11 protein-coding genes are annotated in these 11,577 nt (G+C 73.0%); 4 read left to right on the top strand and 7 right to left on the bottom strand.

Going from position 1 to position 11,577, the window contains the following annotated elements:
- Positions 1-54: 54 nt before the first annotated feature.
- The 3 genes from R4Z63_RS31255 to R4Z63_RS31245 all read right to left on the bottom strand — a co-directional run bounded on the left by R4Z63_RS31255 (position 55) and on the right by R4Z63_RS31245 (position 3,431).
- A complete protein-coding gene (locus R4Z63_RS31255) occupies positions 55-1,392 on the bottom strand; it encodes a fibronectin type III domain-containing protein (protein ID WP_384456156.1) in 1,338 nt (445 codons plus the stop codon).
- Positions 1,393-1,640: 248 nt separating this feature from the next.
- Positions 1,641-2,174: a GNAT family N-acetyltransferase gene (locus tag R4Z63_RS31250; RefSeq protein ID WP_384456158.1), complete on the bottom strand. Its 534-nt coding sequence runs from the start codon at positions 2,172-2,174 to the stop codon at positions 1,641-1,643.
- A gap of 270 nt (positions 2,175-2,444) precedes the next feature.
- The gene (locus tag R4Z63_RS31245) at positions 2,445-3,431 is read right to left on the bottom strand and encodes an isopenicillin N synthase family dioxygenase (RefSeq protein WP_384456161.1); all 987 of its coding nucleotides are present in this window, start codon (positions 3,429-3,431) and stop codon (positions 2,445-2,447) included.
- Positions 3,432-3,681: 250 nt separating this feature from the next.
- Here R4Z63_RS31245 and R4Z63_RS31240 point away from each other — a divergent pair, with 250 nt between their 5' ends.
- The 3 genes from R4Z63_RS31240 (at position 3,682) to R4Z63_RS31230 (ending at position 5,928) form a co-directional block, all read left to right on the top strand.
- Complete coding sequence (locus tag R4Z63_RS31240) at positions 3,682-4,455, top strand: VOC family protein (RefSeq protein WP_037918455.1); 774 nt, start codon at positions 3,682-3,684, stop codon at positions 4,453-4,455.
- 403 nt (positions 4,456-4,858) lie between these two features.
- Positions 4,859-5,047 carry a DUF6381 family protein gene (locus R4Z63_RS31235; RefSeq protein ID WP_030657858.1) on the top strand — a complete coding sequence of 63 codons (189 nt, stop codon included), beginning with the start codon at positions 4,859-4,861 and terminating at the stop codon, positions 5,045-5,047.
- Positions 5,048-5,346: 299 nt separating this feature from the next.
- Positions 5,347-5,928 (top strand): TIGR03086 family metal-binding protein, encoded by a 582-nt coding sequence (locus R4Z63_RS31230; RefSeq protein ID WP_384453218.1) that lies wholly within the window; start codon positions 5,347-5,349, stop codon positions 5,926-5,928.
- 102 nt (positions 5,929-6,030) lie between these two features.
- Here R4Z63_RS31230 and R4Z63_RS31225 read toward each other — a convergent pair whose 3' ends face one another.
- Positions 6,031-7,413, bottom strand: coding sequence for a M64 family metallopeptidase (locus tag R4Z63_RS31225; protein ID WP_384453221.1), 1,383 nt, complete (start codon positions 7,411-7,413; stop codon positions 6,031-6,033).
- A 140-nt stretch (positions 7,414-7,553) separates the two neighbouring features.
- On the opposite strand from R4Z63_RS31225, the gene R4Z63_RS31220 reads away from it, so the two are divergent.
- On the top strand, positions 7,554-8,930 hold the full coding sequence (locus R4Z63_RS31220) for a tetratricopeptide repeat protein (RefSeq protein ID WP_384453224.1): 1,377 nt from the start codon (positions 7,554-7,556) through the stop codon (positions 8,928-8,930).
- Here the strand turns inward: R4Z63_RS31220 and R4Z63_RS31215 are convergent.
- The 3 genes from R4Z63_RS31215 to R4Z63_RS31205 all read right to left on the bottom strand — a co-directional run bounded on the left by R4Z63_RS31215 (position 8,893) and on the right by R4Z63_RS31205 (position 11,542).
- Positions 8,893-10,416, bottom strand: a complete 1,524-nt coding sequence (locus R4Z63_RS31215; RefSeq protein WP_384453227.1) for an MFS transporter — start codon at positions 10,414-10,416, stop codon at positions 8,893-8,895. The genes R4Z63_RS31220 and R4Z63_RS31215 overlap by 38 nt on opposite strands.
- Before the next feature lie 98 nt (positions 10,417-10,514).
- On the bottom strand, positions 10,515-10,919 hold the full coding sequence (locus R4Z63_RS31210; protein WP_384453230.1) for a hypothetical protein: 405 nt from the start codon (positions 10,917-10,919) through the stop codon (positions 10,515-10,517).
- A 362-nt stretch (positions 10,920-11,281) separates the two neighbouring features.
- Positions 11,282-11,542, bottom strand: a complete 261-nt coding sequence (locus R4Z63_RS31205) for a DUF6158 family protein (RefSeq protein WP_037917315.1) — start codon at positions 11,540-11,542, stop codon at positions 11,282-11,284.
- Between the last annotated feature and the right edge of the window lie 35 nt (positions 11,543-11,577).

The following is an 11,577-nucleotide window of genomic DNA, read 5'->3' as shown; positions in this document are numbered from 1 at the left end:
GGACGCTCCTGGTCATGAGTCGGTCGTGCGCGTGGGTCGGTGGTCGGCGGCCGGTCAGCCGGCTGTCTTCACGGTCAGCTCGCGGGAGAACGCGCCCCATGTGCCGTCGCCGAGCCGCGCCCGGATCTTCACGGTGTACGTCGTGCCGGGATGGGCGCCGACGAGCACCTCGCGCGAACCCCTCGTCGTCGGTACGGGCAGCACCGGGTCGCCGGTGCCCCACATGAAGGTCTGGGCCGGCTTGCCGTTCAGGTAGACCTGGTAGGTGGTGATCTGGCCGACGCCCTGCGGGACGGACCAGGTGAGGTTCAGGTAGTGCTGGGTGACGGCGCCGTCCTGCTTCGTGGCGGTGGTGGCGGCGAGGTCGCCGGGGGCGGCGGTGCCGCCGTTGCCGTCGGGGGCCGCGGTGGTCGTCACCTGGGCTTCGCGGGTCGGGTCGGACTCCTTGCCGGAGGAGTCCACGGCGGTGACCTTGAAGCGGTAGGCGGTGCTCGCGGTCAGGCCGGAGACGGTGGCCGAGGTGGCCTTGGCGTCCGCCTCCTGGACCTTGGCACCGTTGCGGTAGATCCGGTAGCCGGTGACGGCGACATCGTCGGTCGCCGCGCGCCACCGCAGGGCGGCCTGGTACGGGCCGGAGGCCGCCGCCTCCAGGTCCGCGGGGATGACCGGCTTCGCCCTGTCCTGGCCGGGCGCCGCGTGCGTGGTGAGCACGATGTCCTTGCTGAAGCCGGTGGTGCGGCCGTCGGCGCGGACGGCACGGACCGTGAAGGCGTAGCGGGTGGCGGGAGCCAGCCGCTCGATGTCGGTCATCGTGTCCTTGACGGTCTTGATCTGCTTGCCGTCCTGGAAGACCTCGTAGCGCACGATCTCGGCGCCACCGGCGGGCGGCTTCCACATCAGGTGGACGGCGGTGTCGTCCTTGACGAAGGAGCCGCCGTCCGCGGGGACGGCCGCGCTCGTGCCGGTGTCGCCGCCGCTGCCCGAAGGGCCGTTCACCTTGCATCCGGTGATCTTGGGTATGCCCTTGCCTGCGGGGTTGATACCGACCTTGACCACCCGGTTGCCGCTCCCGGCCAGGTCGGCGCGGTCGGCGACCGGCTTGACGGTGACGTGCCGGCCGGTCTGGCGGAGTTCGTACGCCCAGGGGTTGTCCAGGGTGACCTGCCCCTGCGACACGTCGAACTCGGCGGTCCAGTCCCGTACGGGCCGGTCCCCCTTGTTCGCCAGGGAGACCTCGCCGGTGGCCCACCACACGGTGGCCTGGTCAGCGACGCGGCAGGCGGCGTTGAGGCCGTTGTCCTCCTCTCCCGCATTGGCGGCCACGGGGACGACGACGGAGCCGATCCCTACGACCACGGCCGCACAGGCCAGGGCAATTCGCTTTCGGGACATCAGAAACCTCTTGGTAGAGCCGATCCGCCGGTGCAGCGGCGGTATCGGAAGTGCCTCGGTCAACACCCGTGACCCTAAGCGCGGTTCGCGCCGCGACCGGGCCTCCGACGGGCTGCCGGGCGGCTGTTATACGTCCCTTAAGGTCCGGATAGGGCGCCCTTGATCCCCTGTTGGCGCCCTGCGACCCTGCGGCTTTTGAAGATCACTCTCTGTGTCCGGTGCACTGTTGCGGGGCCCCGGGCCCCGGATCAGGCCTCGTACTCGGTGAGGTCGATGCCGTGAATGTGGACGGGGTGGCCGTGGCGGGGGTCGGTGGTCTCGCGTTCCCGCACCATGTCGAGCTTGCGGATCGCGTTCTCGGAAGCGGTGTCGCCGAGCCGGTTGACGGCGACGACGCGGTCCAGGCCGCGGTCCTGGAGGGCGAACTCCAAGGTGGCGTGGGCGGCTTCGGAGGCATAGCCCTGACCCCAGTACTGGCGGCCGAGCAGCCAGCTGATCTGCACGTCGGCCCGGGCGTCCGGCAGGCCCTCGATGACCGAGAGACCGACGGCTCCGACGAGCTCGCCGGAGCCGAGGAGCTCGACGGCGAAGAGCCCGAAGCCCTCCTCGTCCCACTCCTCCTGCCAGCGCTCGATCGTCTCGGCCGTCTCGTCGAGACCGAGGGTGGATCCGTCGCCGACCCAGCGCATCACCTCCGGGTCGGCGTGGATCTCGGCAAGGGGGACGAGGTCGTCGTCGGTCCAGAGGCGGAGGAGGAGGCGGGGGGTACGGATCTCGGTCATGTGCCTCATCCTGCCGAAATTCCCCGGACCAGCGGTAATCGGCCTTCGAGGCCGGACCACGGGCCCGCGTCCGGCCGTGCTCGTGCTCCCGCGGGCGGCGCCCTCGCGGCGGTACCGTGGGCGGCGGGAGAGATCGGCAGGGGCGGGGCGGCGGCTGCGGCAATCGATGTCGGGGCCTGGCGGTGACGCCCCGCGCACGGCACCCCGGCGGGTCGTCACCCCACAGGTGGATCGGGCACCTCTCTCGCCCCCTGGGGGCTTCGGGCGGCGTCAGTCCGTGGGACTCGTTCCGGTCGGAACGGTGATGGCCCGGAGCTTCTCCCGCAGGTACGTGTGCGAGTCGACGGGGTCGTGCAGCACGCGGCCGATGGGGGCGGGGAGGGACTCCACCCGGGTGTGCGCGTCGCATTCGTAGAAGTAGACGAGCGAGATCAGCTCCTCGGCGGGGGCGTCGGCCGGTGGGGGCAGTACGCGGTGGCGGCCGGCGCGCCAGCGGTCGCCGGTCCAGCGGGCCATCAGGTCGCCGATGTTGACGGTGAGCGCGGCCGGGTCGTAAGGGGCGTCCTGCCAGCCGTCGGCGTCGGTGTGGATCTGGAGGCCGCCGGAGCCCGGCTGCCGGTCGAGGACGGTGACCGTGCCGAAGTCGGTGTGGGCGCCGATGCGGAACTGGCCCGGCAGGGGCGCGCCGACGGTCTCGGTCCCGGGGTACCAGTTGAGGTTGAACCCCCAGGTGGGGTGCCCCGTGTGGCGCGTGAAGCGGTCCTCGGCGAGCCCGAGGGCGGTGGCGAGGAGTTCGAGCAGCTCGTCGCAGAGAGCCCGCATCCCGGTCAGGTAGTCGGTCACCAGCGGCCGCAGCTCCGGCGCCTCCTCCGGCCAGGTGTTGGGCCGGAACCACTCGATGTCCACGGCCGGGTCCCCGGTCGGTTCGTCGGCCGCGAAGGACCACGACTCCTTGAGGTCGGGCGGCGAGGCGGTGCCTTCGGCGTAGCTGTTGGCCTCCGCTCCCGGGCCCAGCCAGCCCCGGCCGCCGACCGTGACGGTGTACGGCTCTTTCAGGGCGGCCGGCAGCCGGAAGAACGTCCGGGCGGTCTCCCGGATCCGTTCCGGCAGCGAGGGGTCCACCCCGTGGCCGGTGACCAGCAGGAACCCGGCCACCTGCAGGGCCTCGTCGACGCGGGCGGCAGTCCGGGCCCGCTCCTGCGGCCCGCCGGACCACCACCGCCCGAGATCGATCACGGGTACCTGGGATCCGGCCATGGGAGACCTGCCTTCCGACGCCGCGCGGTGGTGTCCGGTACCGAGGCTATCGCCGCTCAGGACCGGAGAGGCTCGACACGGAACGACACGGAACGTGGTTCTCGGCCACTTTGTGTGCGCTTCGACGGCCGCGGGCCGCGATGATCGTCACGATAAGGACCAGAATGGTACGACGGGTGCCTCAGGGACGGAGCATGCGGTGGAGATTTCGACACGGGAGGTCTTCGGGGCACCGTGCTGGGTGAGCCTGATGACGCGGGACCTCGAGACCGCACAGCGCTTCTACGGCGCGGTGGCCGGGTGGCGGTTCCGGCCGGCCCGCCTCGGTGACGCGTTCTCGGTGGCGTTCCTGAACCGGGTCCCGGTGGCGGGCATCGGGGCGCTGGCCGCGGATCTGGGGGTCGCGGCGGCATGGACCCCGTACTTCGCGGTGGACGACGCCGACGTCGCGGTGGACCGCATCCGGGAACGGACCGGCACCATCGCGGTCGGCCCGGTGTCCTTCGAGTCCGGCGGCCGCGCGGCGCTCGTCGCCGATCCGGACGGCGCGGTCTTCGGGATCTGGGAAGGCGATGTGGCCGCGGACTGGCGGGCCGGCAAGGGTCCACTGCCGGCCTGGCTGGAACTGCGCACCAGGAATGCCCTCGACGCCGCGATGTTCTACGGCGCGGTACTGGAATGGGCCACCGACCGGCCGGGCTGCTGCACGGTCTCCTACGAGGAGGACCAGGTCGTCCTGCGGCAGAACGGCGAGCCGGTCGCCCGCCTCAACAGCGGTCCGGTCGAGCTCGCCGCCTACTCCCCGTACACCCGGCCGCGGTGGCACGTGCACTTCCGCGTGCCCAGGCTCCGGCCGGCGATCGAGGCGGCCGTCGTGCTCGGCGGCCGCATGGTCTCGGACATCACCTCGAACGCCACGGAGCGGTGGGTGACCCTCCGCGACCCGGACGGGGCGCTCTTCACACTCACCACCGGCCTCGGGGCGGATTCGGACGAGGACCTCGCCCGGCCCGGCCTGTACTGACGGGACGGGCCGGTACCCGACCGCACGGGCCCGTACCCGATCGCACGGGCCCGTACCGGCCGCAGGCGCGGCGGCGCCGGATGTCCGAAGGCGGCCGGGGCCCGGTAGGGGGCGAAAGGCGGCTCGCGCGACGGACGCGCACCCGCCGGGCGTACGTCCCCCTCGGACCTGCGCGGTGGCCGCTCCGGCGCGCGTCCGGGCGAGGGCGCGCCGTTGGCGGGTGTGGGGCCGCGACGGGGTCCGTTCGGCTCACCACCGCGTGTTCAACCGCGGCCCGGGGTCCGGCGTCCATGGGCAGGTCGGGCGCGGCGGATCACCGTCGGTGACGCTTCGAGATGCGGGCGTACCGCAGTGCTGGTTCGCTGATTCCGCCCGCTCTCCCCCACGGACACAAGGAGCGATCATGAGCGTTTCAGGCGAGTCCCGCGGCCGGTCCCAGCAGATGCGCACGAAGGCCAAGGAGCTGAACGAGGCCGCCGAGCGGTCCACCGACCCGGAGGAGCGCCGCCGGCTGAAGGAGAAGGCCCGCCGCCTCCAGGAGCAGAGCGAGCAGGAGAGCCGGATGGACGACCGGGGCATGGACCCCATGTAGTCCGAGCCTCACTGGTCCGGAGTTTCAGTAGTCCCGAGTCCCACCCCGCGGGACCGCGCATCGGCCGGTGTCCGCCGCGATCCCCCGTCGCCGCGGCACCGGCCGCCGTGCAGCCGGTGCCGCGGGCCCGGCCCGGCGGGAACGACCGGTCCCACCGCCGTCCGGCGGGGCGCACCCGCCCCGCCGGGTGGACGCCCGTCATGGCGGACCGGCGCCCCGCCACTCGGCGAAAGGCCGGGCGTCCTGTCCGGCAGCGATCTATGGTGGCGGTCCGATGCCGGAACACGGGAGGGCGACGGATGGCCGTCGACGGTTTCACACTGCTCGCTGACGCACACGACTACCTGCTCGCCGCCGTCCGCGGTGTTCCCACCGCGGCATGGGGGGATCCGACGCCGTGCACCGGGTGGACGGTGCGTCAGGTGCTCAACCACGCACGCCTGGACCAGCAAGCTCTGGTCATGCAGATCACGGGCGTCGCGCCCGCGACCGACCCCTTCGAGCCCCCCGACACGACCAGCGGTGACCCGGTCGCGGAACTGGCGGCCGTGCTGAAGGAGACGCTGGCGGCGTGGGAGTCAAGGAGGGGCGACGAAAGCGTTCCCACCCCGATGGGACCGATGCCGGCCGATGCCGGCACGGCCGCCGCGGCACTCGACGCCGGCATCCACGCCTGGGACATCGCCCGGGCCACCGGGCAGGACCTGCCGCTGACCGAGGAGATGGCCGAGGCCCTGGAGGACATCGCGGCGAGGATCGTCGACTTCGTCCGGGACTCCTTCGGCAAGTACGCACCGCCGCTGACCGTTCCGGAGGGGGCGAGTCGCGCGGAGAAGCTCCTTGCGTTCACCGGGCGGGACGCCCACTGGTCGCCGCGCTGACCCCTCGGCGCATGCACGCGCACCCTCCGGGACGGGCCGCCGCGCCCGGCACCCGGTGAGCCGGGCACGAGGCCGTGTGCGGCCGGGGACGGCCCGGCGCGCCTAGAGCCTGACCTGCCATTCCACCGTGGAGCGCAGGGCGCGGATGGTCTTCGGGTCGCGGACCGACGGCGTGCGGTCCTCGGCCGTCACCGACAGGCGGTGGGTCCGCAGGTCGAAGAGCCACAGTTCCGCCACCGACACCTCGGTGCGCCCCGCGAACCTCGCCAGCTCCCTGCCGTCCAGGTACCAGCGGACCACGAGCTGCCGGCCGTCCGCTCCGGAGAGCCTCGGGACAGTCACTCTGGCCGTGTTGCGCAGCCTCAGGGTTCGGTCCGTCGGCGTGACCGCCGTGGCGATCCGCGCGTGCCGGTGGAAGCCGGCGATCATCGCCTCGACTCCGGGCAGGTTGAAGGCCTTGCCCAGGGTCCGCATGAGGGAGCTGTCCGTGGGCCGGTACAGCCCCGTCGCGTAGTAGTTGCCGCCCTCGTACGCCCCGACCTCGCCCCCGTCGGGGGACTCCTCGCCGAGCCAGCGGTACCACTTGGCACGCCGGGAGGCCATCCGGTCGGCGGTCAGGCCCGAGCTGTTGGACTCGGCGGGTTCGGGGCCGGTGTACTTCTCGTAGTCCGGCACGCCAGGGTAGAAGTACTCGTCGGCGAGCTTGCCCAGCGAGTGGCCGGTCTCGTGGATGGCGACCTGGCCGGACTTCGGATGGCCGGCCGAGGCGGTGGATATCCCCTCGTAGCCGAGGGTGGCGCTGGGCTCGTTGTAGCCCGCTCCGCCGTACTTCGCGCTGTTCGCCAGCACGATGACCAGGTCGGCCTCCGGCGCCTTCGCCACGTACGCGTCGACCCTGGGCTGATCGATGCAGAGCAGCCGTTCGATGCCCTCGCACCAGAAGTACGAGCCGAGGGCGGTGTCGCGGACGGTCTCCGGTTCGGGGTCGCCGGAGACGCCCGACTCGCGGGAGACCGCGTCGACGGTCCAGACGTTGAAGAGGCTTCGGTAGGTGGTGTACGGCTCGACTGCGGCCACCTCGGCCCATTTCTGCTCGGCGTCCGCGTGGAACTGCGGCAGTTCGGCCGCGGTGTAGCCGTCCCCGATGACGACGACGTCGAGGCGGTCCGCGGTGGAGCCGTTGTCGATGATCTTGGTGAGCTCGCCGTCGGCCGACCGCTCGGCCTCCGTGAGCCGTCCCGCGCTCTTCGCCGGGCTGTCGGCAGCGGGCACCAGGGCATGCCCGGATCCGGCGTCACCGCCCTGTTCGGGCCCGGGGATCTCGACCTCCACCCGGAGCCCGGCCGGGTCGGCCGCCGCGTCCGCCGGGCCCGCGGCCGCGAGCGCGGCGCTCACGCAGAGGATCGCGAGCAGCGTCCGCAGCGTCGGGCGCCCGACCGGGCGGCGGGCCGCCCGTCCGATGGCCCCGCCAGTGACCGGATCCATGAAGTCCTCCCCTGGGACAGGAAGTTAAGCAGATGGATAAGCGTGTTGAATCGGCTGCTTAAACTAGGCGGGGCGCGGGAGGTGCGCAATGGCGTACTCCGGCTGAATACTGGGGACTTCGAGCAACCAGGGGGTACTTCATGGACGAACCGGGCGAGATCGGCCGTCGGGTCCAGCGCATGCGCCTCGAACGTGGTCTGACCCAGAAGCAGTTGGCACACCCGTCGTACACCTCGGCCTACATCTCCACGCTGGAGTCGGGCAAGGTCCGCCCATCCGAGACCGCGCTGCGCTTTCTTGCCGGCCGCCTGGGCACGTCGTACGAGGAGCTGGCCACCGGCCGCCCCGCCCACCTGGCCACCGAACTGCGTCTCGCCCTCACCGACGCGCAGCGCACGCTCACCACCGGCGCGGCCGACGAGGCCGCCGTACGCTACCGCCGCCTGCTCACCGAGGCGGCGGAGCTCGGGCTGGTCCCCGAACAGGCACAGGCACGGCTCGGGCTCGGCGAGTGCGCCCTGGAGTCCGGTGAACTCCAGTCTGCCATCGAGCACTTCGAGGAGGCCGAGCGCCTCCTGGCCGACGAGCCGCTGACGCACCGCGTCCGCCCGCTGCGCGGCCGGGCCGTGGCGCACCTGCTCGCCGGCGAGCTCCGCTACGCCTGTTACCTGCTGGAGTCCGCCATCGACGAGCTGGGCGCGAGCGGGCTGGCCGATCCCGACGCGCTGGTCCTGCTGCACGCCGCGGTCATCGGTCCCTACATGGACATGGGCGCCCACGCGCGGGCCGCCCGCTCGGCCGAGCTCGCACTCGCCCTGGCCCCCCGGGTCAGCGATCCGGCGCTGGTGGCGGGCATGCACCGGCAGGTGGCCCGGACCTTCCTCGCCGAAGGGCGGGTGGCCGAAGCGGACGCCTCGCTGGCGCAGGCACAGGCGATCTACGGCAGGCTGCAGCTGAGCACGGACCTGGCGCACTGCCACTGGATGCGCGGCTACGTACTGGCGCAGAACGGGGAACTCGGCCCGGCCGAGCGGGAGCTGAGCACGGCCCGGGACATGCTGTCGGCCCGGCGCGCCGGCCTCTACACGGCCCAGGTGGAGGTGGAGCTGGCGGACGTACTGCGCCGCCTGGGCCGGACCGAGGAGGCCGTCCGACTCCTCGCGGCGCTGCTGGAGCTGGGCAACAGCCACGGGGCCGTGCACGCCGGCGGCGCGCACCGGCTCCTCGGCCTGATGGCCGAGGAGCGTGGTGAGACGGAATCCGCCGAGGAGCACTACGTACAGGCGCTGGCGCTGCTGGAGCGCAGCGGGGCCACGGGCGACCTCGCCGACCTGTGCCGGCTGCTGGGCGACCTGCTGCGGCGCACGGGCCGGGTCGAGGCGGCCCTGGACGCCTACCGCACGGGCCTGGGGCACCGGGCGGCGCCGGGCACCACCACCCTGGGCCCAGCGCCCGCGGCCGCGTTCCGGCCCGGTCGGATCAGTGGTTCTCGGTGGGCCGCAGATCGCGGGGAATGAGCGTCCAGGTCGTGGCAGCCGCGGCGACAGCGAGACCGCCCGCCATCAGGAACGCCGGGGTGATGGCGAGGGTGTAGGCGTGCGAGGCGGTCTCGAGCAGAGCCTGTCCGACAACGCCCCCCAGCCGTTCGGCGATGTGCGCCGCCTCACCGACGGAGTCCCGTGCGGCGGCCGCGGTCGGGCCGTCCAGTGCGAGGTCGGGCAGGTTGCCGCGGTAGAGCGCGGCCGCGGTGGAACCGAGGACGGCGACCCCCATCGCGGAGCCGAGCTCGTAGCACGTCTCCTCGATGGCGGCGGCGCTGGAGACCTCGGCGGCCGGGGCGGCGGAGACCAGCGTCACCGAGGCCACGGTCGTGGCGAGGCCGGCGCCCAGTCCCATGACGGTCAGAGCGGCCGCGAAGGCCGGGTAGCCGAGGTCGGTGAACTGCTGCAGGGTCCACGGCAGGGCCATGCCCGCGGCCAGGACGACGAGTCCGGCACCGAGCACGTGGCGGATCGCGAAGCGCTGCATCAGCGCGGGCGCGACCATGGAGGCGGCGATCAGGGCGAGCGGAGCCGGCAGTAGGCGCAGACCGGCCTCCAACGGGGCGTAGCCCTCGCCGTACTGGAACCATTGGGTGACCAGGAACAGGATCGCGCCCATGCCCACCATGGGCAGGAAGATCGCGGTGGCGGCCACGCTGAAGGCGGGCTCGGTGAAGAGCCGCACCTGGAGCAGGGGGTTGTCGATCCTGGTCTGGCGGCGGACGAAGACGGTCAGCGCGACGGCCGCGACGAGCAGCAGGGCCCAGGGCAGGGGGTCGGCGACCCCGCCCTTGCCGAGCTGCTTGATGCCGCCGGCCAGGGCGAGCATGCCGACGACGGACTGCCCGACACCCCACCAGTCCCACGCGCCGGTGCTGCGCGGGGAACGCGATTCGGGCAGGTAGCGCAGGCCGGCCGCGACGATGACGGAGGCGACGGGCAGGTTGAGGAGGAAGGCCGAGTGCCAGCCGTGCTCCTGGACCAGGAGGCCGCCGACGACCGGTCCGAAGGCCATGCCGCCACCGAACACGGCGGCCCAGACGGCGAGGGCGAAGGCGCGTTCCCGGGCGTCGGTGAAGACGGTGCGCAGGATCGAGACGGTGGCGGGCATGATGGCCGCGCCGCCGATGCCGAGCAGGGCTCGGGCCGCGATCAGGTGCCACGCCTCGGTGGCGCACACGGCCATGAGCGAGGCTGCCGAGAAGATACCGAAGCCGGCCATGAGCAGCCGCTTGCGGCCCCAGCGGTCACCGAGGGCACCCGCGGTGACGAGCAGGCCGGACAGGGCGAGCGCGTAGACGTCGATGATCCACAGCTGCTGCACGGCGCTGGGCCGGAGGTCGCCGACGAGCGAGGGGAAAGCCACGTTGAGGATCGTGGTGTCCATGGAGATGAGCAGGAGACTGCCCGAGAGTATCGCCAGGACGATCCACCTGCGGGGGTCCGGCGTGGGGGTGTGCATGGGCTTCCGTTCGGGGTCTGTACGGGGTGACGGGCGGGTCGGGGTGCAGGGCCGGCGGGGAAGGCGGCGCGAGGGGCTGCGTCCGCCGAGGAAGGGGGTCAGATCCGGACGGCCGCACTGCCGGGTGGCGAGGTGCCCGTCCCGTGCACGCTCGGGAACTGCGTCGCGAGGTCCTGGCAGGGCGTACCGGATCCAGTGCGGCGGGCGGGTGGCCCGCAGCCGTCCCGGCCGCCCGCCGGGGCCGGGGAAGGCGAGGGCCCTCCGGGGCCGGCGGTCCGCTCCGCCCAGGAGCCGGGGCGGGCGCGCACGGTGACGTCGCGTGAGTCGACCACCTCGACCGGCCGGCCTGCGGCGGTCGCCGGCCGGGCTTCGCGGGGCGCGCGGCGACGGCCGGGCGCGGCGCGGCGGGTGCCGGCTCCGGCGGCGATCCGCACCATCGAGGAGCTGTGGTCGCCGGCGAGGACGCATGCCGCGCCGTTCAGCGGTTCTTCTTCGTGCGCCATATCGAGCCTCCTTCGCCTCGAACGATACAAGAATGTCTCATTCGAGCCAAAGGCGACCCATAACTGGTGGACCGAAGGGGCCTCCGCCGGCGATTCCTCTCCCACCGCCCTCCTCGACCGGTCCGCGTCGCCGCCACCAGCGCCGGGCCGGGCGCGGAACGGCAGGTGGGGATAGGGGGACAGGCGGGGCGGGACAGGCAGGGCGGGACAGGGGGCGCCGCCGGGACGGCGGCACACACGTGCCGTCGCGCCGATTCACCGAGGAGTCGTCCCGCGGGCGACCCAACGGGGCCCACGACGACACCTCGGCAGCACGTCACGAAGCGGTCGCCCCGCGGGCGGCCGAACGGGACGACCCCTGATCACATGGGCCGTTCCCTGCGCTCGCCGTCGGTGCGGGCGCGGGCTCCCGATCGGGTGCGCGCGGCGGTCTGGGCTCGCTGCGGATGGCGGCGCACGTACTCGTGCTCCAGTTCGTTCATCCGCTTCGTGTGCGTGACCAGGGCGTCGTCGGACCCGTACAAGAGGGTCTCGTGGCGCGTGCGGTGGATGGCCTCCAGCTCCTTGAGCAGCCGGCCCTCCTCCAACGTGCGTGCCGACGGACCGCCGTCGTGCTCCGTCATGGCAGGTGCACCTCCTCCTCGTCCCCCGCCCCACC

It is taken from the genome of Streptomyces sp. PL-29, assembly GCF_058344425.1.
Note: the sequence above shows the minus strand (reverse complement) of the source record. Positions and strands in the feature narration are given on the sequence as shown.